This is a genomic window from Chryseobacterium sp. ON_d1, assembly GCF_006829085.1.
Taxonomy (GTDB): domain Bacteria; phylum Bacteroidota; class Bacteroidia; order Flavobacteriales; family Weeksellaceae; genus Chryseobacterium.
Genome location: NZ_BJTC01000007.1, coordinates 173,994 through 197,191 on the forward strand (window position 1 = coordinate 173,994; position 23,198 = coordinate 197,191).

Here is a 23,198-nt window from a genome sequence, read left to right on the forward strand (position 1 = left end):
TGATTTTCCTTATATAATCATCAATGGACTACTTGACAAAATTTATTACATTATTCTCCCATACCATACGAATTCTTTCGTGTGGATTTAAATATCATAAATCAAGCATTATAATAGCAATTAAGATATGATTGCTTAAGAATAAAAATGGCGCCAACTATAAAAAGTTGGCGCCTTTTGGCTTTTTAGTGAACTTGACAGGACTCTATTCAAACCATTTATTAGCAGATATTGACAATATTTTGAAGGTTTTAAATGATATTTAAATTTATGTATCCTAAATAAAACTGTTATTATGAGCGAATTATTTTTATTTTACATTAAGATCATTATACAAGTTATCAACCACTTTTTCTAAAATTTCTCCTGTTTCATTAAAGCTGGTGTTTGTTAATATAGATATCCCAATATTTTGTTTAGGATAGATTACAAACCAATTCTGCATTCCGTAAATACCGCCGTTATGTCTGTAAATTAATAGATTATCATTTTCTATGATGTACCAATGATATCCTTCCCAAAAATCAGAACCCTCTTTGTGTAATTTTCTATGAGATTCGTTTACAACAGGATTTGATTGATCAAGCTGCAATTTCATATATTTCACTAAATCTGGAGCCGTAGAGTGTAATCCCGAAATTCCACCCCATAAAGTTCTGTTGTAGTTGGGCATTAATTCATTTTTATCGTTATAACCTTTTACTAATCTTTTTCTATCATTTTCATTGAGTGTAAATTTGGTTTGGTTCATTTTATTGGGCTTTAAAATAAATTCAATAACCAATTGCTCAAAAGATTTTTGATACACTTTTTCAAGAATATATGCGGTTAACTCTGGAGCTGTGTTGGAATAAGAATAGACTTCTCCGGGCTTCGTTTCAATTTTGATGAGTGTCAATCCTCCAAAAAAAGCCTTTTTATTTTCACTTTTTAGAGGCATATTAGGAAAACCACTTGTATGTGTGATAAGATGTTTGATTGTTATAGGTTCTCCTTTAAATTCTAAATTGGGATAAGGCTCATCAAGATAGATTCTAATATCATCATCTAAGTTTATTTTTTTATCAAGTACGGCTTTTGCAGCTACATAACCTGTAAAAGTCTTAGTTACAGAAGCCAATTCATAAAGTGTAGAATCGTTTGGCTTGTTTCCTTTTCCAATCATTAATTCTCCAAAATGTTTTATGGTAGATTCTCCATTTTTAAGCACTGCAATAGAAACTGAATGGAATCTTTTATCTTTCAATAACTGAAGCACATTTTTTGTAATCGCATTTTCAACCTTTTGTTGATTGATTTGCTGAACACTTTTACAACCAACTAAGACAAAAAATAAAATAACGGATAAATATTTCATTGTAACAATTTATAACTTAATGAGGAATATATTAATCTAATGTTTTAATGATTGTATTTTGAAACTTTTCAGATTCATCTTTGTGAATTTGATGTCCTGAGTTTTCATATAAAAATAAATCTTTCTTAAGCGCTTTCACTTGCTGATAGTATTCTTCTGTAATGGAAGTTAACGTTTGAATATCATTTTTACCGACAAAGAAGTAAACTGGACAATTGACTTTCTTTAAAGTTTTTGGTAAATCAATTTTCATTACTTCATTCCACGCAGGAGACCAGGTTTTTGACCATTGAAGAAAGCCTTTTTTGAAATCGTCACTTGTTACATATTGCTTACCATCTTTATAAAAAAGCCACTTTCTTAAGTAAAACATAGATTCGTCATTAGAAAAAGGAAAATGTACTTTTGACAATTCTTCCATAGCAACAGAGTTGTCTTTAAAATAAATTTTTAATGTTTTAAGCAATTCTTTCTCACTCGCAAGTTGGCTTATTACAGGATTGACAGCATAATATGCGTGCAATAATCCGGGATGATTTCTAACAATATAAAATCCTAAAGCATTTCCCCAAGAGCTGCCTAACAGATAAAGCTTTTTGTGATTCAGTTTCTTGAGCAGGAAATTAATAACCTCATAAGTATCTTTTCCCATAAGTTCTACTGACGGCTGAATGGGTGAAGGATTTAATTCTAATGTTTTTCCCGCATCTCTTTGGTCCCATTGAACAATCGTAAATTTATTCTTTAAAATATTGGTGAAAGAATCCGCATTTTTCATCATTGAACTTCCGGGACCGCCTGATAAAAATAGCAGAATTGGTTTATTGGCATCATCAGTTTTGATTTCTATGGCTTGTTTTATTCCACCAATTTCTACATTTAGGAGAGTGTCCATTTTTACGGTTTGTAATTGTGATAAACAAAATACAGACATCAGTAAAAAAACAAAAAGACTTATTTTTTTCATTATTTCTAAGTTTTAATTTGACTTTAAATATGTTGGTGCAAATATGCTGTAGAAAGTTTTGAAAAACGTCCGTGTAAAAAAAGTCGGACTCATTTTATTGATTAAAATGAGTCCGATTATCTACAATACAAAGTTCGAGTATTTACAATTATTTAATTATCAATTGTTTCTGAATTCTGTTGGTGTTTGATTCGTATATTTTTTAAAAGAGGTATGGAAAGAAGATTTTGAATTGAAACCTACTTCATATAAGATTTCTAAAACGGTTAATTCTCTTTTTGTGGGGTCTTTTAGAATGGTCATTGCTTTTTTAATGCGATATTCATTCACGAAATCAAAAAAGTGCTGATTGATATGCTGATTAATTAAAACAGATAAATCTCGAACTGGAATTTTTACCTGATTTGCCAATTCCTGAATCGTTAATGAAGGTTCTAAAAAGGGTTCTTTTTCAACCATAAAATTTCTGAGCTGTTCGATTTGAAAATTTTTTGTGTCATCGGTTTTATTCTCAGTTTTCGGAGTTTCAACAAAATTTTCTGTTGGTTGTAAGGTAGAATCAATTCTTCGAAAAAGCTCAGGATGATTTAATGCTTTTAAAATAAACCAACAGGCAGTTAATAAAAAAACTGTTCCGGCAACAATATTCAACCAGATAAATAAATCCCTATCCTGCGTGTATCTTACGATGTTTTTTATGATAATACATAAGTGGATGAATAAGAAAATCTTTGTAAGCTGAGACAGCCATTTGTATGATAAAGTGTTTGGATCAGTGTAGTTTTCAAGGTAGATCTTCTTGTATTTTTTAAGGATAAGAAATATACCAACGATATAAAAGAAATATTGCAGTTCTGCGATTGCCTGATAAAAAAACATTTCAGGGGAATGCCACATATCTTTAAAGAACAACTCTTTAGCGGCTCCTTCTGCCATAAAAAGTCTTGGAACTAAAATTAAATTGGCAACAATAAACGGAATAAGATGCAGTAAATGCTTTCTTTTTAAGGTGAAATCAGAGTAACAAACGGCATTAACGTACAGATAAAAAAGAGGCATTACCAATAAATAGGCAGATATTTTGAAAGCTTTCAGATTATAGCTATCTGTAAAAAGATGCATAAAAAGTCCGCTGATATCAATGGCATTAATGATAAGGAATGCTGCAAATAATCTGTTTTCCAGTTTTCTTTCTGTCTTTACCGTTAATAAAAATACGGCAAGCAGCAGCGATACAAAAACGGCAATCGCAGCAATAACTTCCAGAAAATTGAGTTTATCCATTTGATCTTTTTTGCAAAAATAGGATATAAGTGAGGAAGAAAAATGATTGATAATAGTCATTTTTAAAATATTGTATTTTGATTATGTTCTATTACTTAAAATAATATTCTCATTAAATAAAAATGGTGCTAACTATATACTTTAATGTATCAACAGAATCTTAGTAATTTGTGAGATATATCATTTTCTGAAAAATTATTTATTAGTATTTCGAATCTAAATTTTCTAAAACATTAAAAAAGATTATTTTGGAATCAAAAAAAATGGCTCAATTTAGATTAAATTGGAGCCATTTGGGTGTTTGTGACCTTAACGAGTGTATCTTCAAACACTTTTATTGATGATTTGGTTAGATTAAGCAAAATTAAAAATGAATTATGTCCCCCAATTTATCATACAAACTCTATTAGACTTTTGTTTAATGCAATTAAGTTTTCAACACTTGTAGAAATTACTGTTGGAATAATAACTGTTTATTTGGCTGTTCGTTCTTGTACCCATAAACGAAGAGATCTCGAAACATTTGGTGGGAAATTTAGAAAGGACCTATAGAAATCCTTATCGTTTAATAAGTCTTCTTTGTCTATCATAACTATGTAATGGTTAAAAAATAATAAAAAGTTATTTCCGTAAAATTTTTTGAGCTCTAAGGGGCTCAAAATTTTCCAGAGTAACTTTTTAACTTACACAGTTAATGAGACACTACCAAAAAAATAATAGTAATGACGGTATATTGGATTAATTCCATTTAATTCCTTATCTGAATAAGGTTTGATTAGTAATTGTCAAATAACATCATAACCATTCACTCCCAAAATAAAGTAATGTTCAATTATTCTTTGAGCTTTCTTGCACATCGATAAAAGATCATTTACTGATGTGTTGTCGAAACTAAAGTCATCATGGGTTTTCACAATATATTCAGTTACTATTTCAATATTCATTAAATCAATTTCTGTTACATCGGTTTTCAGCCTATTTTCTTCTTTGAAGAAAGGAATTTTACGGAAAATAGAATCGTTAAACCGAAAGAGATGTATTGTTTTCATTGTAAACTATTTAATAGGATGTAAAATTTAGGTTGAGGCTTTGTCAAGAAAGCTTATCTTTTATTTTTCTGTAGATCCTTTTTTTAGTTAAGGTACGTTCTGATGGTAATGGGTACAAGCCGCCTGAAAGGATATACAATAAGCTGCCCCAAAAATTATTTTTCCTACATAATTCATGACTGTAGTTAGTTAATATTTTTATGTATTCGTGTTCATAGTCCTTTGCTTCCTGTAATGTGTAATTTTCTGGAATATCTTTAATAATATCCATAACATTTTGGTTAAAGGTTATAGGTGAATATTTTTCTATAAAGTCTAATTCAAGCCTGCACATCCCGATAAGTGGAGTAAGTAAAGAAAAAATTTCATCATAAAAATTATAAATATTTACCTTCCAAGATAATCTTTCTTCTTCCGGTAAAATCTGAATAGTCAACAGAATAAGTTTTTTATGGATTACTTCCATTTCATCTGTGTAGAGTTTGTTTTGCTGCCAGAATATGAGTGAATTGATTTTATTTTTTTTAATAATATTTCCCAGTATATATTCAAACTGGATTTTAATATTCTTTATGTTCTCACTCAGGTCTTCTAAAACAGACTGCCACATGTTATGCTGGCTTAAACTGCAATATGTGCTAAATATCAATCTTGATTTGTTAATAAGCTGCTGTAATTCTTTTAACATTCTAAGAATTTCTTTAGCGTCTCTTTCTAAGGTGATGTTGGTATTTCGCAGATAGAACAGAGAGGTAAACTGGGAATAATAGGCTCTTCTTGAAATATTTTTTTTATTTCTGAGTCCCGATTTGCTCTTTGGATGCTTGATTAACTTTTTCATTAGAATTTTATTGTAGATCATTTTTCTTCATAGTTCCTTTTTCAAAGGATTTTTGTTGTATGATAAGGGAAACAAGATATTGTCTTAAATCTTTTATCGTAATATTTTTTTCTTTCTCAGAAAAAAATAATGGAGTTTCATCTAGAAGTTCATACAGTTCAGGAAATTCTTTTTGGATTTCAACTGTTTTTTTAAATATCTTTTTCGTTAAAATAGATATAGTGTTTAGATTATTCATAGCCGCTTTTTATTATTGTTAATATCATCTTAAAGCGTTTATTTCCTTTTATTGAATGACGTTTATGGGCAGGAACGATAATGCATTCACCTTCTTCCATAAAGTAAGAAGCTTCGTCTATAATGATTTCAGCTTTACCTTCAATGATCTGTGCAACAGTATCGAAAGGAGATATCTTTTCAGATAACCCTTCTTTGTCATCAAAAGATAAAACACTGATATTACCGGTCAGTTTTTCAAGTATGTTTTTACTGACTACAGAATTTGGAATGTAATCTACAATCTGGCTTGTAATATATACTTTCGATTTTTCAAGTTCTCTATGATTCATCACTGTGGATTTAAACATAAAAAGAGCACATGGTATTGTAAATAAAAGGGACAGAACTGTCTAATATTCCATCCCTTTTTCCAGTGAAAGCGTTTGATAAATATATCTTTTCATTGGCTTTAACTGTCCTTGAAAACAATTTATGAAAGATTGATTTCTTTGATAATATTGAGAACTTCTTCACGGTTTTTTCTTAATCTGTTTCCGATTCTTTCCAGCATTTCCTTTTCTTTACCTTCTTCAAGCTTCAGGTCGTGGTCCGTTAATGTTGAAAATTTTTCTTTCAATTGTTTTGATTGCACATCCCAGTCTCCTGGAATTTTGAAAGATTGGTTGCCTTTGTTGTGGTTTGTGTCCATAAGGTAGGTTTTAGTGTAACTTCATTGCTACAATACAAAGTTGGGAATTTATTAATCTATTGTATTACAGATTGTTTCTTTTATGTTGCACATATCACACTTTTACAAAATTCCAGCTTATTTTGAACATCTGAAATGTGGTTGATCATAAAAGCAGTGTTTGATGACTCCTTATAAAGTAATGGAGGTGGTTAAGTCTAGGAAATGATTACAAACTTAAAATACTGCTCGATAATTCCAAATAAGTGATTGATTATTTGTATCTTGCTGAATAATTGCATTGAGCTGACAATCTGGACTCAAAGAACCAGTGTATTCACTTCTTTTTCTTTCATTATTTAATACTTCCGGCATACCTCTCTGTTCACTTCAAATCATTTATAAAACTGTTTTTGAAAAGGAGAATATAAATCTGCTGATTCTCTCCAAAAGAGAATTCAATGGTAAAAATTATTAATGTTTTTATGTATATAAAAAAATATTTAAGGATGTGGACATTTTTGATTCCTATCCTGGCATGGTTCTCTTATGTTGGAAATTCTGTTTTTTCTTCAGGGTATTACTCTGTGATTCTTACTTTATTTTTAATAGGAAGTGTTTTAGCTGCGGTGTACCATTCCGAAGTTATTGCGCATCGTTTGGGGGAACCATTTGGAACTTTGCTTTTGGCATTTGCCATTACGGTCATAGAAGTAGGGCTTATTATTTCCATTATGATGGGAGCAAAAGGGTTGGAAACCATTACTCTTGCCAGAGATACGGTTTTTGCTGCAGTGATGATAATCCTTACGGGAATCATTGGAAGCTGTATTGTGATAGGATCCTTACGATATAGAGAACAGAGCTTTACCTTACAGGGGGTAAGTACGGCACTGATTACACTGACCTCTGTTATTATTTTTGTGCTTATTCTGCCCAATTATACGGTAAGTCACCTCGGAGGCGAATACACGTCTCTCCAACTGCTTTTTATCGCCTTGATTTCTTTAGGGCTTTATCTTGGATTTACCATGATCCAAACTTTTAGACATCGAAGCTTTTTCATTTCTCCACAAAACAAATTATCCGAGAATCTGCCTATAGAAAGCAATAATAAAATAATTTCCACAAAACAATTGTATATCAATTGTATATTGTTAATTTTATCCCTGGGAATAGTCGTTTTGCTGGCAAAACTTCTTTCAAAGGATGTTGAACATATAGTTGTTTCTGTGGGTGCCCCCAAATCTCTTGTAGGTATCATTATTGCTGGTATTGTTCTGCTTCCGGAAGGTCTGGCTGCATTCAGAGCTGCAAAAAGTGATCAGATTCAAACTTCATTAAATCTGGCTTTTGGTTCAGCTTTAGCGAGTATCGGACTAAGTATTCCTGCGATTGCCATTATATCTGTAATAACCGGTATAAGAATGACATTGGGGATAGATATCAAATCAACAATACTTTTAGGGCTATCTCTTTTTATTATTACTGTTTCACTGGCAACAGGCAGAACTAATATCATGCAGGGAATTGTATTGATCGCTATTTTTTTAATTTATCTTTTTATTACAATTGTACCATAAACCTATTTAAGTTATGCATTATATAGCTTGATATATAGTGAAACGGCCATCTTTAGTTTATATGATATGATGGTTGATATAGAATATATTTCATCATGAATCCAAAAAAACGTTTGAAGGCTCATGAAAAGAACTTTTTTCCTTACCAAACTGACCTTTCTTATAATTTCTCACTATCGGAAATCATTAAAACGGAGAGAAAGCTAAAATTTCGATTATAACAGAATAAATGGAAAATATAAATTAAAGATGAGATACTTATACCTATAAAATCATGGAAATCCATAAACATGATCTTGGAAATTAAAAGTTATTACTTATTAGGAATTATTGCAGTAAACCATATTTTGTTTTATGACTGTGCAACTAGTAATGAGTACAAATCATATGATTATAAAGATGTTGCCCAAATATTGAAATTTCAAATAAAAACTAATGAGATAACACAGAAATTGGTTCACAACTTGGGTTAAGTCAATACTTTAAAAGTTTGAAAAGTACTCTGAACAGAAAAAAAGATTTTACAAATAAAAATTATTTATCGATATGACTAGTAAAAAATATTACTTCCACGATAAAAGTCAGAATATTATATCAGAAGATCAATTAATTGGAGAAAATATAGATGCTATAGAATGTTTTTTAACTGATTATCAGCTAGAAAAGCTACATACAATAGAGCGTGTTTATATTTTGAAAAAAACATTTTTAGGAATTTTTAAGAAAAGATTGTATTTATATCTTAGTGAAGATACAATATATAAATACGCTATTCAGAAAACATAACATTACTATACTTTATTATTCCTCCGATCATAGCTTAATGTTAGAATTCAAATTTGTTTGGAATATTGATGCTTTGTCTTATTTCGTTTTGATGGTTTCTGAAAGCTATATAGTATTTGTTACTCTTACTAAAACGATAACATCTTTAAAGGAGTGGTCAACGGCACTATGATGATGAAAATTAGAATTTTCACTTTCGGCTTCGCATAGCAATTACAATTTCCCATACAAAAGTCATTACATTTTGCAAAATCGAAAACTGTGTAAATAAAAAATCCCCGCTATTAAGAGTAGATTTCTGTAGAGGTATAATCATACTCATATCCTGGAAACACTATATAGTAAATTTTACAGTCCGATTTAATATCCTACAGATATTAACCTTTCTAATGCTTAGGAGGAGAGTATATAACAAAACCCTCCTTTTTAGGGGAGAGTCAATTGTACTAATGAGAATGTACAACTATTATGAACAGTAAATGTATATCTAAATAAATTACATTAATATGCTGCAAGTCATGTGATTCTATTTATTATTGTCGTATATGGAGTAGAAATAATGTATTTATTTTTAACGCTCTTAGGGTATTTTTTAAGCATAACTTTTTAATGCGTCAATTCTGTGATAATATTTAATTTTCTTTGCAAGAAAGTTATAAATTTATTTTGACTGTAAATTCCAGTTTTCAGGAATTTGAAAGGTTTGTCACCTTTATGATGATTTGTGTTCATGACGTGGAATTTAATATAACTTAATTGCTGCAGTACAAGGTGGTGTTTTTATAACCTATGTATTACAGCTTGTTTTTTTATATTGCAGTTATCACACATTGTTAGTATCCGGAGTCTTTTTCTTACTGAGAGAGTGATGTTTTATAAAAGGGAAAAAATCTGTGATTATGCCCATAATTGTATAAATTTGGAGCTGGAAAAAGAAGAAATCTTAAAGATCATAAACCTAAGGTCTTATTACAGAGTTGCAGATAAATGACTGATATCAGAGTTTTGATCATAGGGTTGGCTGCTGGTTGAAAAACAAGTAAACTAATTATTTAGTAAAACAGAGCCTTGCCATGAGAAAGCTGACTGTTGATTCCGCTCCCTGATTGAGATTGACATTTTTCTCTTCAAGCCCATCATAACATCCACCTGTTGCAGGGTTATAAATAATCTGATGTAAATAATTTTTTCCTAAAAACCAACTAAAAGCACTCCTCATCATCTGCAAATATTTTTCATCCTTAAAAACCTTGTAGAATGTAGATAATGCAAGTATGGTGTAAGCAACATCTATGGGCTGTTCCCCGCCAATTGATTCAGGACTTTTAACCGTTTCTTTCTGTAGCCATCCTTTATTGGAGATTACTTTGATGCCGCCCTTACTAAATATTTTAGAAAGCAAAAACTTGAATGATTCATCGGCAACCTGTTTATACATTTCATCCTTGGTGGTAATCCACGCACACAATAAAGCTTCAGGGAGTACACCGTTTCCGTAAGTAAGATAGTTTTCAAACCAATGCCAGTCTTTATGTTTTTCATGCTGATACATTTTCACCAGACGATTGGCGAGTTTTTTCAATAATGGAATATTGTTTTCAGAGTTTTGATAATGCAATCCCTTGATGATAAAAGCCATTGCTCGGGTAGAATGGATATTCTCAATAGATGAAATACTTTTTTCAATGATTGATTCTGTTTCATCGGAAAACTGCTGCGGTAAGATTGCTTTTATTGAAAGAAGATATCCCAGTGCCCAGATAGCTCTTCCATTGGAATCTTCAAGGTTGGTTTCATAATTCTGTTGCACAAATTCCTTGTACTGATTTATATAATTGAGAAAACTTCCATCCGGTTGTTGACAAAACTTAATAAGTTTCAGATAAGTTGAGATTAAATCAAGATCAGATTCATCTCTGCTCAGCTCATAATGTCTGCAGGCTACAATCATAGCCCGGGCATTATCGTCCAAAGTATACCCGGAATTGATATCAGGTTTGTTGATTTTAGAAAACTGGATCATCCCAAAATCCGTTGTCATATTTTTGACATGGCTTAGATTAATGTTGGGGAATGTATAATGTAATGTCATTTTATCTTTGCTGTATTGTTGAAATAATAGGGCGTGCGAAATAGAAGAATTTTCCCAGGCTGTGGGAGCCATTTTTTCCAGACTATTTGATCGTAATTTTTCCTGTACAGTTTCATTTTTTAGTAATGTATTTACGGCAACAGAAAGCTGCTTCGGAGCTTCAAAATCAATAATAATTCCCAGGTCTTCATTCAGTACTTCCAAAGCATGGGGAATAGGCGTGGAAATAATGGGACATCCGCAGCTGATGGCATACGAAAAAGTACCGCTTACTGCCTGATTTCTGTCTTTTGAAGTGAAAAGATAGACATTGGTAAGCTGAAGATAATCCAATAACTTATCTAGAGGCAGGTACTGATTGATAAAATAAGTATGATTTTCCAGATGGAGCCTCTTAACAGTATCCTTCAAAAAATCACGATATTTCTCACCTTCATACTTAATGATGCCGGGATGCGTTTTTCCAATAATCAGAAACATTACATCCGGGTTTTTGGAAATGATTTCAGGCAGAGCTTCTAAGGTTGTTTCAATATTTTTCCCCGAACCCAGTAAACCAAAGGTTGAAAGAACTTTTTTATCTTTAAATCCGTATTTCGCTTTCAGTGAAGTTTTATCGATAAATGGCAGTAAATGGGTGCCGTGGGGTATCACTTTAATTTTATCAGGTGGTATATCATAATCATTGTTCAGTATATCCGCAGAAATACTGGTCATTACAATAATAGATTTTACAAAACTGCTGATTTCTTTTACCTTTTCTTTTAATTCCCGATCCGGTTTTGGTAGAACGGTGTGAAAAGTAATGATGATATCTTTTTCTGTATTTTGAAGAAAAAGCAGTAATCCGTTGGGGGTTTCGTTGAAAAATCCAAATTCATGCTGGAGCATGACCAGTTGAATATTGTTATTCTTATTGATTTTATCAGCTAGCTCCAGATAAGATACGGCATCGGATGTATTTAAGCGATATTCTGGATCACCTTCATATTGATAATGCTCATCCTCAGTTTCCATTGGGCAGATGCTGATGCTAAATGATTCTCTGAATTTTAATTTAAGGGATTGTACCAAGTCCTGACAGTATGTTGCAATACCGCATACCTTGGGAGGAAAAGTACTTATAAAGATAATTTCAGGTTTATAGTTAATTGTGTTTTTATTACTTTGTAAAGATTGTCTTTTTGTCTTTTCCTCCACGTCTGATTTTATATTTTTATTCATATTGATATTTATTTTAAACGTGACATTCTGTATAGAATAGTCAATTATGATGTGTACTGTAGTAATTCCTTCAGTAATTCAGGGATGCTTAAAGAAGCAATAGCTATTCTTTTGTCTGCAGCGCCATAGTAAATATGGAGTGTATGTCCTTCTACGATGGCTCCGGTAGGGAAGCAGACATTGTTCACTTCTCCCTTCTGTTCCCATTCTTCATCGGGCTTGAAAAGAGGATAAGGAAGTCTTGAAATTTCTTTTTCAGGAGTATCAAGATCCAGTAAAGCAGCACATGCGCTGTAAACATATCCTTCAATGGTATCATGTACACCATGGTAGATTAAAAGCCATCCATGTTCAGTTTCTATAGGGGGGCATCCACCGCCAATATAGCTTACTTCATGCTCATATTTGGGAGATAATACAATATGTTCTTTAAAATGAAGGAGGTAGTCTTTCCAGAAATCAGGATTCAGATCTTCTATATTTTCTATCCTTACAATTTGGATATCAGGCCTTATGCGATGTAGAAAATAAAGCTTACCATTAATTCTTCTTGGAAAAAATATCACATTTTTATCCCAAAGGAAGACCTCTTTATCCTTTATATGAGTATGCGGGAGTTTGTTGAAACGTCTGTACTTTTCTCCTATTTCACCTTGAGATTCTGCTAAAAGCTTAAACTTTTTGTATGGAATTTTTGGCACAATGATTCCTAGCTTTTGCCATGATATTAGATCCTTAGATACGGCAAGTGCACCCAATGCATTAACCCCGTCATAACTGGTATAAGTAAGGTAAAATAAGTGATCGATTTTGACAATTCTTGGATCTTCAACACCGTGTTTTTCGTATTCAAATTCAGGGATAATAACCGGATTGCTGAGCCGTATTTCAGGAGTCTTATAATCCGATAATATACAGTATCCGATACTCGAGAAGTTATTCCTGGCAAGAGCCCTGTATAATAAATGTATTTTTCCGTTATCCTGAATGACTGCAGGATTTAGAACTCCTTCACTCTCAAAGTCTAATGTTGTTTTTCTGAGTATAATTCCATCTTTTTTCAAGGATACCATTTAGTTGCCGGTATTTCGGGCTTCTTGTTCCCTTTCTCTTCGTTTACTCATTTTATCCTCCCGTTTCTCTTTTGCAGATTTTGCGGGTGGAGTTTTATCTGATTTCTTTTTTCCGTCTTTTTCTTTTGACATTGTGAAATATTTTTTTGTTACCTGTAAATTTCAATCATTAAAAAAGGAAAGCTTTGCAATTGTCTTTTAATTTGTTGTATAAATCATAGATATTTCCGATTTAATAGACTAGCTTTGGATAAATGACTGTTAATGAAATAATTGACAGATGTAAACAGTAAGGGAGATGAAGTTGTATGTAAAATATATGGTAAGTTTGCGCTGCAAAATGGTTGTCCATCAGGAACTGGAAAGATTGGGCATTAAAAATGCTGTCGTTGATTTAGGGACAGTAGAATTATTGGATGATATTAGCTCAGAACAAAGACAGATTCTTAAAGAAAATTTACTTAAAACAGGACTTGAAGTATTAGATGATAAAAAAAGTATCCTGATAGAGAAAATAAAGAATGTAGTGATAGAAATGATTCATTATTCAGATGAACTCCCAAAAGAAAATTTCTCAGACTATGTAAGTGAAAAATTAGGCTATGATTATACCTATCTGGCTAATACCTTTTCAGAAGTGAAAGGAATGACACTCCAGCATTTTATTATTATTAATAAAGTAGAAAAGGTAAAAGAACTGCTGTTATATGATGAACTTAATCTTACAGAAATCTCTTATAAACTCAATTACAGCAGCGTGGCCCACCTCTCCAATCAGTTTAAAAAAATTACAGGACTTTCCCCTTCATTTTATAAACAGCTGAAACAAAGACGTCTTGGAAATCTGGAAGACTTATAAATGTGTGATATATGTAAAATTATACCGGATATATATAGCTTAGTATAACACTTAAACGGCCATCTTTGTAGTATAATAATCAGGAATTCACAAAATCCATAAAGTTTATATCACTATAAATAGTGCAATTTTAGATAGGAAATATAGTGAACAGTTGAAAATATTTATCAAACAACAGGCCGTTCTCCCGTATTTGAAAACATTGTAGTAATAAAGAAAGATGTGAAAAAGCGAATATACGACACATAAAATTAGTAGGCTTAAGGATTCTCAATTTTGACAATGAGCATATTAAATCCCGATAAAATAGTAGATCTGTTTTCGAAAGGATTTAATTAATCAAGGATGGAGACCCATGGTTTCTGTCCTTTTCATCCATATTATAGGAATTGATAGATATATAAAAATTTTCATCAACTGAGTCCATAAAACTGTTTGAACATTCATGAGTAAACAACATGTTTAAATACAAAACAGACTTTCTTATTATCACTTTAACGTCAAAAGTCATGAAAACAATACACCTTTTTCAGTTTAAGAATTCCATTACCCGGAAACTTCCTTTTTTTAAGGAAGAATGTAGATTAGATAATTTAAATGATTTAATGGCCTATGATCTGATGAACACCGAAAAAGTGACTGAGTTCATTATTGAAGTTCATGATGATTTTATTTTTGAAGATATGATCAGAGAAGATCTTTTGTCAATGTGCAGAAATGCCAGAGAAATGATTGAGCATTATTTTGTGACAACCATGAATGATTATGACGTTATCTGAATATTGATTTCAGCAGCATAAAAGTTTTTTTGATCAACATAAATAATAGACCCATGAAATTTCAGCAAAGTTTACTTGATTATATCAGTACTTCACTCATTACAATGAATGAAACGGTTTCTATAGCAGAAAGCGTAACCTCGGGATTAATACAGCTGGCTTTTTCCCAAATGGCTAATGCAAAACTGTTTTACAAAGGAGGAATAACGACTTTTACATTACCTGAAAAAATTCAATTTTTAGATATAAATCAAATTGAAGTTAAGGAAAATGGTTTTGAAACCCCAAAAATGGCTGATACAATGGCTGTAAAGGTGGCTGAATCATTTGGAACAGATTGGGGAATTGCTTCTACTGGATATGCTGCATCTGTAAGAAATTCGGGATTTAAAGTGTATTCATTCTGTTCATTCAGTTACAAAGGAGAGATTGTACTTTCCAAACGCATAGAGCTTCATGATAAGACTCAGGCACTGGATGCACAGTTGTATTATACCGAATTTATTTTAGGGTGTTATAAAAGTGCATTGAATCAAATATTAATTTAAACTTGTCATTTATTTTTTGCCTAGCCCCAACTTTTGCACCTGATCCAAATTATTTAGATATAATTTTTTTAATAATTACAAATTTAATTATTGATAATAATAAAAGTAGCGCCAACTGTCTTCAGTTGGCGCCTTTTGGCTTTTTAGTGAACTTGACGGGACTCTATACAAACCATTTGTTGGAAGATATAGATAATACTTTGAAGGTATTAAGTGATATCTAAGTATATTATTAACTAAAATTCATCCGAAAATTTTAACAATCATATTAATATCAGCGCTTTTATAGTCAGCATAGATATGCGAATGAAATTCATTTAGTTTTTTCAAAATCCTCAGAAGTTCATTCTTTTCATCTTTTTCAAGCTTTCCGGATAAAATTTTTGAAGTTAAATTCACATCTGATACCGAGGCGTGGAAAATTTCTTCGCCTTTTTTAGTCAAATTAAGTCGTTTGCTGCGCTTATCGTCTTTATCATTTTTCTCCTCCAAAAATCCTGCTTCCAAAAGTCTTTTGATGATTTGAGTTCCGGTCTGCTTCTCGTGACCGTTTTTTTCGATCAACTGAATTTTCGTTAAAAAAGGTTCGTCTTTCAATCGGTACAGATAAGTAAATTCTTCATTCGCTAACTCAGGAAAATCTCCCAAACCTTTTCTTATCAGTAATTTAGAATATCGTCCTAATAAGAGAACCTGTTTGCAAATTTCATTTTCGATAAATGAAACCTGATGTTTTTCATTCTTAAAAAGTTTGGTCGGACTCTCGTCGTAATATTTTTTATCATTCATCCAAATGCGGAAATCATCAACGGTAGAGTTGGGTTTGCAAGCATCAGAATTTTCAAATTCTTTGACTTGATGAAGTAATTCTATGATAAAATCAGTTTGCATCGCTGTAATTTATGGTAAAGATATTAGTTTTTGGGAATGGTTACAATTTGATGTTACTCATTCCGCCGTCAATCCCGATGATCTGTCCTGTGATCCACGATGAATTTTCATATAATAAAAACTCTACCATTTTTGCGATTTCGTCGGCAGTCCCCACTCTTTGCAACGGATGTCTCTTTCCGGATGCTTCCCGTTTTTCAGGTGTTGAAAGAAGTGTTGAAGCGAGATTGGTATCCGTTAAAGAAGGTGCAATTGCATTCACTCTTACTTTCTGAGCAGACAATTCTGCGGCCAGACTTTTCGTTAAGCCTTCAACAGCACTTTTACTTGCAGAAATCGAGGCGTGAAAAGGCATTCCCAGCTTTGCAGCCACTGAACTGAACAATACAACAGAAGCACTTTCCGACTTCTTCAAATTAGGCAACAGTTTCTGAATCGCTTTCACTGCACCCAAAACATTGACTTCGAAATCGTTCTCAAAATCTTCAATCGAAAGACGGTTAAATGGTTTTAAATTAATGCTTCCCGGCGCATAGACCAATCCGTCAATAACTTCAGGGAATATAATTTCATTCAGATTCCCCGAAAGGATATCCATTGGATGAAATTGAATATTTAAATTTTTAATTTCAGTATTTTCTGTTCTTGAAATGCCGATTACATTGTGATTTTCCGACAGTATTTTTGCAGCAGCAAACCCAATTCCCTGTCCGCAACCGATAATGACTATGTTTTTCATTTTTGTAATATTTTACCGTTTTGAAATCTTATTATGACTGATTGCCTTTTGTCTCGTACATTTAAACCTGCTAATCTCAGGATTTCTCTTCATCAAATGTTTCTGGCTAGTTCCCGAATTTACTCTCTTTCTCCAGAGCCGAAAACTTGATGGTTTCAGTTCTGTCCTCATCATTTCAATCACTTGAGATTCAGAAATACCAAACTGAAATTTTATTGCTTCAAACGGTGTTCGGTCTTCCCAAGCCATTTCAATGATGCGGTCTGTCTGTATTAAATTAAATTCTTTCGTCATTATTTTAAATTTTTAATCGTACGTTTCGCAATTTTAAAATATTCGGATTTTTTCTGATCCGTCATTTTGTCTAAAGTTCGCAACATCATTCCCAATCTCGGATTTGTTTTGAAAAATTCCTGTTTGTCATTCACAAAATTCCAAAAGAGGGCATCCCATTTTTCCGTCCAGTCGCCATCGGTGTAATCGCTCATTTTTTTAATGTAATTGCTTCCGCTGATGTACGGTTTTGTACTCATTTTTCCCCCGTCAGAAAAACTGCTCATTCCATAAACGTTCGGAACCATTACCCAATCGTAAGAATCGATGAACATTTCCATAAACCATTGATAAACGTCGTTGGGATTAAGATTCAACAAGCTCATAAAGTTGGCGAAAATCATTAAACGTTCGATGTGATGCGCATAACCGGTCTCCAAAACCTTTTTAATTGTGCTGTCAATCGGTTTAATTTCCGTCTTTCCAGTATAAAAAGATTCGGGGAGTGGATTATGATGTTTCCAATAATTTTGATTCCGCTGAAAAGTTCCCTGATAGAGATAAATTCCCCTCACGAATTCTCTCCAGCCCAAAATCTGCCGCACAAAACCTTCAAGAGAATTGACGGGAGTTTTATATTCTCCTGCATAATCAATCGCTTCTTTTAAAACGTTTTCGGCAGTCAAAAGTCCAATGTTTAACAGTGGAGAAAGCACGCTGTGATGCAGAAAATGTTCACGCTCCACGATGCTGTCTTCGTAGATTCCAAAATCAGCAAACCGCAGTTCCAGAAACTGATTCAGCCAGTTTTCTGCTTCTTCAAAAGTGACCGGATAAAGCTGATATGAAGTTAAATTACCATAATTTTCACTGAAGTTTTTCTCTGTATACATTTTCGCTTCCTCATAATATTTGCTATTTTCAGGAAAGTGAATCGACGGCGGTTTCTTATTTTTAGGATATTTTTTACGGTTTTCTGTATCGAAAGTCCATTTTCCACCGATAGGTTTTCCTGCTCTCATAAAAATATTTCGTGAAATTCTCTGCTGCTTGTAAAAATCAGTTTGATGATAAGATATTTTATTATCAAAATAGTCTTTCAATTCTTCACGAGTGTTTATGAATAAAGGAGTTTCAATAATTTCTAATTCCAGCTTCGTTTCCTTGATTCTTTTTTCAAGCCAATTGTCGCAAACATCTGTAATGAAGATTTTTTTAAATTTTTCTTTTTCTAAATGTTTGATTAAATTTCGTACATCAGAAAGTGGGGAAGTACTGTCAATATATTCAACCTTGAATTTTTTTTTGGTCAAATATTCCTCATAAAATTTCATACTCGCCCTTTGCAAGGCAATTTTTTGTTTATGAAATTTGTATTGTTTAAAAAACAGAAACTCTTCCACCAGGAAAACCGGTTGATTTTTATCCAGATAATCCGTATCCTTAAAAAGCTGGTGCGGAAATATCAATTGTGCCGTTGAAAATTTTACTTTAGCCATAAATTTCTGAATTTATATTCCGAATCGTATTGTTCAGCCTGTTTTGCAGCGTTAAAAGTTCTGCTTCTCGGGTCATTTCCAACTCCGGCGAGGTACATCCAGTTTCCGTAATTGCTGTGAACATCATAATCGATGAGCATTTCTTCAAAATAAGCAGCGCCGATTCTCCAATCCTGCTTCAGGATCTTGCAAAAGTAGGAAGCTACATTTTGTCGTCCGCGGTTGCTCATCCAGCCTGTATTTTTAATTTCCAACATATTCGCATTGATGAAATCGGAATCTGTCTCGCCGTTGATCCATTGATTGATTAAATTTTGGTCAGATTTCCACTCATAATCCCGATCTAAAATTCCGTTTCGCTGAAATATTTTCTCCCGAAACTGCATCGAAGTATATTTAAAAAAATCCCGCCAAAGCAATTCAAAAACAAGCCAGTACGTTGATTCATTCTCTCCAAATTCCGCTTCATATTTCTTGATTTCGTGGAAAACAGATACTGCAGACAGACTTCCGTTAGCAAGCCACGCAGAAAATTTGCTGCTGTGGTCTTTATCAATTAAACCATTTCTTGTCTCTTTATAACAGCCTAGATTTTGAGTTTCAAAAAAGTAATGATTCAACCGTTCCCATCCTTCAGTTTCTCCACCTGAAAATGGAAAAGCCGTGGATGGATGCATTTCAAATTCATCAAAACCTAAAGTCTGTAATGAAATATTGTCGCTGTTTATTTTTAAATCTAATATGAATTTATTATAAACCAGATGTTCAGAATCAAACTCATTTCTGATTTTAAAATCTTTCTCTGTTTTTTGTCTGAATGTTGTAAACAACAAAGGAATTTCATCTAATTTTTCCTTTACGAATTGTGGTTGAAGCAAAAGTTGAGAATAAGATTTCACCCATTTTATAGCAGGCAAAAATGCCTTAATTTGATTCACAACTTCAAGTTCTTCCTTCGTCCATTCTCTCTGACAGAATATTTTTTCAACCTCAAAATCTTCGGAAATCTGCTTAAAAATATCTTGAACTTGACCAAATTTTTTTAGAAACGGAATCTTTTTTTGCTTTAAATTATTTTCCAAATCCGAAACCGTCTCCAGCAAAAATTTAGCCCGAAATTTCCCAATTTTCCTAAAACTGAATTGTGTCGAATTGAAAAAAGTTGCGTCAAAAATATATACCGCAAGAAAAGGCAAATCTTCTCGCATTATTTTGAAAAGCGATTCGTTGTCTCTGATTCTTAAATTGTTCCCGAACCAGAGGATGTTGATTTTTTGTTTTTCCGGCATTTTTCGCTGCAATATTTTACTTCGTCCCAGTTTTTCCTCCACTTTTTCCGCCAGTTGAAGGGCAGTCCGCAGACTTCACAAATCTTTGAGGGTAAGTTGGCTGGCATTTATTGAATGAAATTTTTGTATTGATTGATAACAATATTTTTCGCTTTCAAATCGTGCATCATATTGTACAAACCAAAAAATGTACGGTTCAGATAGATAAAATGTTTCGAACCTCTGTTGGTATTCATTCCTTTGATATCGCTGAGTTTGGCATATTTCTGACCCAGATCAGCAATTTCCTGAAAGAACGATTCATCAGAGAAATCAAAAATTTCTTCGTTGAAAGGTCGTGTGAACAGTTCCAATAATTCGTAGAATAGTTTAGTGAAAAATTCCTGTTCCTTTGCAGAATCATTAGCACTCAAAATCTCGAGCTCGTATAATTTTTCTTTGTAAAATTCAGGATTATTCAGATTCTCAAGTTTAGCCAACTCAAAATAAGGTACGTAAAAATCATTCGGAATTTCTTTGATACATCCGAAATCAATCACTATTAGTTTTTTATCTTCTGAAACCAGGAAATTGCCTGGATGTGGATCTGCGTGAACCTGCTTAAGGACGTGCATTTGGTACATATAGAAATCCCAGAGTGTCTGTCCGATTTTGTTCAAATCTTCCTGAGAATTTTTCAATTTTGTGAATTCCGAGAAATGTTTTCCGTTCATCCAATCCATCGTGATGATTCTTTCACACGAAAATTCAGGGTAATATTTTGGGAAATCGAGATTCGGAAGATGAGCACATTCTTCAGAAATTTCTTTGCTTCTTTTCAGTTCCAAATCGTAATCCGTCTCTTCAAACAGTTTATTTTCCACTTCCTGAAAATAGGATTCCGAACCTTCTTTTTTGATGTTAAACATTTTCATCGCAATCGGTTTTACCATTTTTAAATCGCTTGAAATGCTTTCTCTAACGCCGGGATATTGAATTTTCACGGCAAAGTTTTGACCGTCTTTTTTCGCTTTATGAACCTGTCCGATACTTGCCGCGTTGACGGATTCATTCGTAAATTCATCAAATAAATCTTCCGGATTTTTCCCAAAATATTTTCTGAAAGTCTTTTTTACCAAAGCGCCGGAAAGCGGCGGAACCGAAAATTGCGACAAAGAAAATTTCTCAACATAAGCCTTCGGAAGAATGTTTTTCTCCATACTTAACATCTGGGCAACTTTCAGGGCTGAACCTTTCAGTTCTTTCAGAGAATCATAAATGTCGGTGGCGTTGTCTTCATTCAAAGTCTTTCTTGCTTCGTCCTCATCTTTATCCTTCGTGATTTTATTTCCGTAGTATTTGATATAATTAACACCGATTTTTGCTCCCGCTTTCAGCAAACTGCTGGTTCTTTCTAACTTTCCGGTTGGTATTTTACTGAGTGTTTTCATCTACTATTTTTTAAATTTTTCTTTAAATAAAAACTTTCCGAGATCAACTACTTTTCGTAAAGGTTCATTATCCATCAGTTCAAATCCTGTATCAATTGTTTTTTCAATGAAAATATCTGTCTTTTCAAATGAGGGAGATGTGTCTTTTTTCCAAAATTCGATGGCGGAGACCAAATGCAGCCACAAAGCTTCTTCACGAGCTTTTTGATGGAAATTTTTCACATCATCTTTTGCTTTTTGAATCATTTCCCAATCATTAAAACCGAGAGTTCTGATGAATTGCCGATGTGTTTCCTTAAGCTGATTTGACATTTTTGCCGAATGTAATTTGTTATTTCCTAAAATCATCAAAACTAAAGAACGGTTCATCGTCATATTTTCAAAAAAGATGAAATAAACATTCAACAGCTTTTCTTTGGAAGTAATTTCATCAGAACTGTTAACTTCCGAAGCCAGCTCTACAGACTTATCGAAGAGATTGGCCAACATTGATTTTTCTATCTGTTCAAAGCTTGAAAAGTAATCGTAGAAGTCTTTTTCTTCGAACTCATTGTCTTTTGCGAAGCAGTAAATGCTTTTTGGTCTTTCGCCGTGATTCAAGATATAATCGCCGTACAATTCAAATATTTTGTGTTCTGTAATTATATTTTCTTGTTCCATTATTGATATTATTTATCAACAAATTTAGTAATTAATTTTACTAATTAAATAAATAAAGTATAAATTTGTACTATGATAACAATCTAAAATATAACTAATGCTTACAATACAGGCTCAATCTAATGTACCAACCGATTTTGGAATGTTTACCGTCTATGCATTTTCAGAAAATGAAAATGACTGGAGCCCACTTGACCATTAGTGTGATCAAAAAGGCACTGTAAAAATATATTTTTTGCTCATTCTTATTCATTGATACAAAGAAAGCAAAATATTAAAACCAATGATATAATAAATAGGTGAAGCGGTAAAAAGTTGGTGGTGAAATAATTAAGCTTTAAAAACACATTATAGAAATTTGTAGGTAAAAAATAATTCTAGATATTAATGGAGATTTATAATCATTAGGTCAATCGTCATAAAGAAGATCCCAATTAAAAAGGATTATTTCCGGAAAAGGATAGCATTTACTACGAAAATCTGGTTGTAATATCTATTTTCTCCGGTAGTCCAGAATTTTATAAGAAGCGTAAGAGATCGATTACAACATTCAGAACAGTCTGGCAATAGTGACAAGCGATAAATTTGTAGTAATTATGATGAAAAGTTGAAAGTTTTCCAGCATTGTATGATCAATTGCAGAAATATGAAAATCAATTGAGCAATTCTGAAATTATTCTTAGTTACTATGTAGTTTTGGATCTGCGGGAGGAAAGAATGAATATGAAACGCTGATACTGCATTGTTTATAATTTACATTTGGAATAAAAGAGTCCGTCACACAATTGTGAAATGTAATTTTTTTTGATTTTTCTCCACTCTTGGCTTAGAGAATGGATTTTCTTTTATCTATTACTTGTTATTATTGAATTTTTCCATCCGCGAAAGCTTTACCGGATTTGACAAATGAAAAACATACAAAATTTTGAAGAGTATATAGTTGATTTTTTTATTATATTTACAAAAAACGCAAAAAATTGAAACTAATTTCTTTTGTTCTAAAAATTTTCCCTGGATTTTTACTGATTGCAGTACTGCAATTACTAGATGGTTTTGATTTAATAGTAT

At 32.5% G+C, this 23,198-nt stretch carries 24 protein-coding genes; 5 read left to right on the plus strand and 19 right to left on the minus strand.

From position 1 onward, the window contains the following. Nucleotides 1-310 precede the first annotated feature (310 nt). The 8 genes from CRS_RS12735 to CRS_RS12770 form a co-directional block, all read right to left on the minus strand. Nucleotides 311-1,357: a serine hydrolase gene (locus tag CRS_RS12735; RefSeq protein WP_142724417.1), complete on the minus strand. Its 1,047-nt coding sequence runs from the start codon at nucleotides 1,355-1,357 to the stop codon at nucleotides 311-313. Nucleotides 1,358-1,388: 31 nt separating this feature from the next. Continuing rightward, nucleotides 1,389-2,324, minus strand: coding sequence for an alpha/beta fold hydrolase (locus CRS_RS12740; RefSeq protein ID WP_228451248.1), 936 nt, complete (start codon nucleotides 2,322-2,324; stop codon nucleotides 1,389-1,391). 159 nt (nucleotides 2,325-2,483) lie between these two features. Next, complete coding sequence (locus CRS_RS12745) at nucleotides 2,484-3,608, minus strand: helix-turn-helix domain-containing protein (RefSeq protein WP_142724418.1); 1,125 nt, start codon at nucleotides 3,606-3,608, stop codon at nucleotides 2,484-2,486. Between the two features lie 785 nt (nucleotides 3,609-4,393). Further along, nucleotides 4,394-4,657 (minus strand): hypothetical protein, encoded by a 264-nt coding sequence (locus CRS_RS12750; RefSeq protein WP_047430076.1) that lies wholly within the window; start codon nucleotides 4,655-4,657, stop codon nucleotides 4,394-4,396. 43 nt (nucleotides 4,658-4,700) lie between these two features. After that, a complete protein-coding gene (locus tag CRS_RS12755; RefSeq protein WP_142724419.1) occupies nucleotides 4,701-5,498 on the minus strand; it encodes a hypothetical protein in 798 nt (265 codons plus the stop codon). Between the two features lie 7 nt (nucleotides 5,499-5,505). Next, nucleotides 5,506-5,736, minus strand: coding sequence for a hypothetical protein (locus tag CRS_RS12760; protein WP_076550606.1), 231 nt, complete (start codon nucleotides 5,734-5,736; stop codon nucleotides 5,506-5,508). Beyond that, on the minus strand, nucleotides 5,729-6,067 hold the full coding sequence (locus CRS_RS12765) for a cupin domain-containing protein (RefSeq protein WP_172617063.1): 339 nt from the start codon (nucleotides 6,065-6,067) through the stop codon (nucleotides 5,729-5,731). The genes CRS_RS12760 and CRS_RS12765 overlap by 8 nt, the downstream gene beginning before the upstream one ends. Before the next feature lie 140 nt (nucleotides 6,068-6,207). Beyond that, nucleotides 6,208-6,426, minus strand: coding sequence for a hypothetical protein (locus CRS_RS12770; protein WP_047430084.1), 219 nt, complete (start codon nucleotides 6,424-6,426; stop codon nucleotides 6,208-6,210). 464 nt (nucleotides 6,427-6,890) lie between these two features. On the opposite strand from CRS_RS12770, the gene CRS_RS12775 reads away from it, so the two are divergent. Both CRS_RS12775 and CRS_RS12780 read left to right on the plus strand, forming a co-directional pair. Continuing rightward, nucleotides 6,891-7,988, plus strand: coding sequence for a calcium:proton antiporter (locus CRS_RS12775; RefSeq protein WP_142724421.1), 1,098 nt, complete (start codon nucleotides 6,891-6,893; stop codon nucleotides 7,986-7,988). A 546-nt stretch (nucleotides 7,989-8,534) separates the two neighbouring features. Then, complete coding sequence (locus CRS_RS12780) at nucleotides 8,535-8,774, plus strand: hypothetical protein (protein WP_142724422.1); 240 nt, start codon at nucleotides 8,535-8,537, stop codon at nucleotides 8,772-8,774. Nucleotides 8,775-9,822: 1,048 nt separating this feature from the next. Here the strand turns inward: CRS_RS12780 and CRS_RS12785 are convergent. From CRS_RS12785 to CRS_RS24740, 3 genes are read right to left on the minus strand one after another with little or no spacing between them, the layout of a single operon-like run. After that, complete coding sequence (locus CRS_RS12785; RefSeq protein ID WP_142724423.1) at nucleotides 9,823-12,090, minus strand: glycosyltransferase; 2,268 nt, start codon at nucleotides 12,088-12,090, stop codon at nucleotides 9,823-9,825. A 44-nt stretch (nucleotides 12,091-12,134) separates the two neighbouring features. Next, entirely contained in the window at nucleotides 12,135-13,163 is a 1,029-nt protein-coding gene (locus CRS_RS12790; RefSeq protein WP_142724424.1) for a pesticidal protein Cry7Aa, read from the minus strand. Beyond that, nucleotides 13,164-13,295, minus strand: a complete 132-nt coding sequence (locus CRS_RS24740) for a hypothetical protein (RefSeq protein WP_262484585.1) — start codon at nucleotides 13,293-13,295, stop codon at nucleotides 13,164-13,166. It lies immediately after the preceding gene. A 166-nt stretch (nucleotides 13,296-13,461) separates the two neighbouring features. On the opposite strand from CRS_RS24740, the gene CRS_RS12795 reads away from it, so the two are divergent. The 3 genes from CRS_RS12795 (at nucleotide 13,462) to CRS_RS12805 (ending at nucleotide 15,349) form a co-directional block, all read left to right on the plus strand. Beyond that, nucleotides 13,462-14,022, plus strand: a complete 561-nt coding sequence (locus CRS_RS12795; protein WP_226798640.1) for an AraC family transcriptional regulator — start codon at nucleotides 13,462-13,464, stop codon at nucleotides 14,020-14,022. 509 nt (nucleotides 14,023-14,531) lie between these two features. After that, complete coding sequence (locus CRS_RS12800; RefSeq protein WP_228451249.1) at nucleotides 14,532-14,801, plus strand: heme oxygenase; 270 nt, start codon at nucleotides 14,532-14,534, stop codon at nucleotides 14,799-14,801. A 53-nt stretch (nucleotides 14,802-14,854) separates the two neighbouring features. After that, nucleotides 14,855-15,349: a CinA family protein gene (locus CRS_RS12805; RefSeq protein ID WP_142724426.1), complete on the plus strand. Its 495-nt coding sequence runs from the start codon at nucleotides 14,855-14,857 to the stop codon at nucleotides 15,347-15,349. Nucleotides 15,350-15,592: 243 nt separating this feature from the next. Here the strand turns inward: CRS_RS12805 and CRS_RS12810 are convergent, their stop codons facing one another. The 8 genes from CRS_RS12810 to CRS_RS12845 are packed head-to-tail and all read right to left on the minus strand — an operon-like array spanning nucleotide 15,593 to nucleotide 22,130. Continuing rightward, nucleotides 15,593-16,240 (minus strand): MarR family winged helix-turn-helix transcriptional regulator, encoded by a 648-nt coding sequence (locus CRS_RS12810; RefSeq protein WP_142724427.1) that lies wholly within the window; start codon nucleotides 16,238-16,240, stop codon nucleotides 15,593-15,595. A gap of 40 nt (nucleotides 16,241-16,280) precedes the next feature. Next, nucleotides 16,281-16,979 carry an SDR family NAD(P)-dependent oxidoreductase gene (locus CRS_RS12815; protein ID WP_142724428.1) on the minus strand — a complete coding sequence of 233 codons (699 nt, stop codon included), beginning with the start codon at nucleotides 16,977-16,979 and terminating at the stop codon, nucleotides 16,281-16,283. Nucleotides 16,980-16,991: 12 nt separating this feature from the next. Then, nucleotides 16,992-17,273, minus strand: coding sequence for a TIGR03643 family protein (locus tag CRS_RS12820; protein WP_142724429.1), 282 nt, complete (start codon nucleotides 17,271-17,273; stop codon nucleotides 16,992-16,994). Beyond that, entirely contained in the window at nucleotides 17,273-18,751 is a 1,479-nt protein-coding gene (locus tag CRS_RS12825) for a cryptochrome/photolyase family protein (RefSeq protein WP_142724430.1), read from the minus strand. The genes CRS_RS12820 and CRS_RS12825 overlap by 1 nt, the downstream gene beginning before the upstream one ends. Next, a complete protein-coding gene (locus CRS_RS12830) occupies nucleotides 18,739-20,040 on the minus strand; it encodes a DASH family cryptochrome (RefSeq protein WP_142724431.1) in 1,302 nt (433 codons plus the stop codon). The genes CRS_RS12825 and CRS_RS12830 overlap by 13 nt, the downstream gene beginning before the upstream one ends. Further along, nucleotides 19,992-20,147, minus strand: a complete 156-nt coding sequence (locus CRS_RS12835) for a DUF2256 domain-containing protein (RefSeq protein ID WP_123865290.1) — start codon at nucleotides 20,145-20,147, stop codon at nucleotides 19,992-19,994. The genes CRS_RS12830 and CRS_RS12835 overlap by 49 nt, the downstream gene beginning before the upstream one ends. After that, a complete protein-coding gene (locus tag CRS_RS12840) occupies nucleotides 20,148-21,470 on the minus strand; it encodes an AarF/ABC1/UbiB kinase family protein (RefSeq protein ID WP_142724432.1) in 1,323 nt (440 codons plus the stop codon). It abuts the gene before it with no gap. 3 nt (nucleotides 21,471-21,473) lie between these two features. Then, complete coding sequence (locus tag CRS_RS12845; RefSeq protein ID WP_142724433.1) at nucleotides 21,474-22,130, minus strand: TetR/AcrR family transcriptional regulator; 657 nt, start codon at nucleotides 22,128-22,130, stop codon at nucleotides 21,474-21,476. Nucleotides 22,131-23,198 lie beyond the last annotated feature (1,068 nt).

Coding starts and splice junctions, on each gene's coding strand:
- CRS_RS12740 (WP_228451248.1), bottom strand. CDS start 2,324: ATGAAAAAAATAAGTCTTTTTGTTTTTTTACTGATGTCTGTATTTTGT.
- CRS_RS12765 (WP_172617063.1), bottom strand. CDS start 6,067: ATGAATCATAGAGAACTTGAAAAATCGAAAGTATATATTACAAGCCAG.
- CRS_RS12750 (WP_047430076.1), bottom strand. CDS start 4,657: ATGAAAACAATACATCTCTTTCGGTTTAACGATTCTATTTTCCGTAAA.
- CRS_RS12845 (WP_142724433.1), bottom strand. CDS start 22,130: ATGGAACAAGAAAATATAATTACAGAACACAAAATATTTGAATTGTAC.
- CRS_RS12825 (WP_142724430.1), bottom strand. CDS start 18,751: ATGGCTAAAGTAAAATTTTCAACGGCACAATTGATATTTCCGCACCAG.
- CRS_RS12780 (WP_142724422.1), top strand. CDS start 8,535: ATGACTAGTAAAAAATATTACTTCCACGATAAAAGTCAGAATATTATA.
- CRS_RS24740 (WP_262484585.1), bottom strand. CDS start 13,295: ATGTCAAAAGAAAAAGACGGAAAAAAGAAATCAGATAAAACTCCACCC.
- CRS_RS12840 (WP_142724432.1), bottom strand. CDS start 21,470: ATGAAAACACTCAGTAAAATACCAACCGGAAAGTTAGAAAGAACCAGC.
- CRS_RS12820 (WP_142724429.1), bottom strand. CDS start 17,273: ATGACGAAAGAATTTAATTTAATACAGACAGACCGCATCATTGAAATG.
- CRS_RS12775 (WP_142724421.1), top strand. CDS start 6,891: ATGTATATAAAAAAATATTTAAGGATGTGGACATTTTTGATTCCTATC.
- CRS_RS12745 (WP_142724418.1), bottom strand. CDS start 3,608: ATGGATAAACTCAATTTTCTGGAAGTTATTGCTGCGATTGCCGTTTTT.
- CRS_RS12785 (WP_142724423.1), bottom strand. CDS start 12,090: ATGAATAAAAATATAAAATCAGACGTGGAGGAAAAGACAAAAAGACAA.
- CRS_RS12800 (WP_228451249.1), top strand. CDS start 14,532: ATGAAAACAATACACCTTTTTCAGTTTAAGAATTCCATTACCCGGAAA.
- CRS_RS12815 (WP_142724428.1), bottom strand. CDS start 16,979: ATGAAAAACATAGTCATTATCGGTTGCGGACAGGGAATTGGGTTTGCT.
- CRS_RS12755 (WP_142724419.1), bottom strand. CDS start 5,498: ATGAAAAAGTTAATCAAGCATCCAAAGAGCAAATCGGGACTCAGAAAT.
- CRS_RS12835 (WP_123865290.1), bottom strand. CDS start 20,147: ATGCCAGCCAACTTACCCTCAAAGATTTGTGAAGTCTGCGGACTGCCC.
- CRS_RS12805 (WP_142724426.1), top strand. CDS start 14,855: ATGAAATTTCAGCAAAGTTTACTTGATTATATCAGTACTTCACTCATT.
- CRS_RS12795 (WP_226798640.1), top strand. CDS start 13,462: ATGAAGTTGTATGTAAAATATATGGTAAGTTTGCGCTGCAAAATGGTT.
- CRS_RS12735 (WP_142724417.1), bottom strand. CDS start 1,357: ATGAAATATTTATCCGTTATTTTATTTTTTGTCTTAGTTGGTTGTAAA.
- CRS_RS12830 (WP_142724431.1), bottom strand. CDS start 20,040: ATGCCGGAAAAACAAAAAATCAACATCCTCTGGTTCGGGAACAATTTA.
- CRS_RS12760 (WP_076550606.1), bottom strand. CDS start 5,736: ATGAATAATCTAAACACTATATCTATTTTAACGAAAAAGATATTTAAA.
- CRS_RS12790 (WP_142724424.1), bottom strand. CDS start 13,163: ATGGTATCCTTGAAAAAAGATGGAATTATACTCAGAAAAACAACATTA.
- CRS_RS12810 (WP_142724427.1), bottom strand. CDS start 16,240: ATGCAAACTGATTTTATCATAGAATTACTTCATCAAGTCAAAGAATTT.
- CRS_RS12770 (WP_047430084.1), bottom strand. CDS start 6,426: ATGGACACAAACCACAACAAAGGCAACCAATCTTTCAAAATTCCAGGA.